Below are 458 nucleotides of genomic sequence, written 5' to 3' on the forward strand. Positions count from 1 at the left end.
TCCATGCCGCTTGAATGAAATTTTTCAAAAAGTTCATTACATTAATAATTATATTTTTAATAAAATTGAATGCGGATTGAACAGTATTTTTAATGAAATTTAAAACCGTGACAAATACCGTTTTTATAAAATTCAGGGCTGCGGAAATTATAGTTTTAATAACATTCATCGCTGTTGAAATCACATTTTTTATAAATTCGAAAGCAGCACGAATAAACGATTTCAAAAAGTTAAGGACAGTTGTAAATATCGTTTTAATGATATTCCACCCAACTCTAAAAATCGTTTGCCATATTTTTATATAAAAAGAAATTACGTTTTTTATAAATTCTAAGGCGAATTTAACAACGCTTTTTAAAATATTTAAAGCGGCATTAAAAATGAATTTTATAGCAGTCCAACCAAGTTCGAATGCTTTTTTCCAGAAATTAATGTAAAACTTTATAACTGCAGCTATA

Annotated in this window: 1 protein-coding gene; it reads right to left on the reverse strand. The window is 26.4% G+C overall.

Translation table 11 applies throughout. The features are described from left to right. The coding region (locus MR079_RS28405) for a phage tail protein (protein WP_472927147.1) at window positions 1-458 on the reverse strand (458 nt) is incomplete at both ends.

The sequence above is a fragment of the Bacillus cereus group sp. BfR-BA-01381 genome (assembly GCF_022663555.1).
Lineage (GTDB): Bacteria > Bacillota > Bacilli > Bacillales > Bacillaceae_G > Bacillus_A > Bacillus_A pacificus.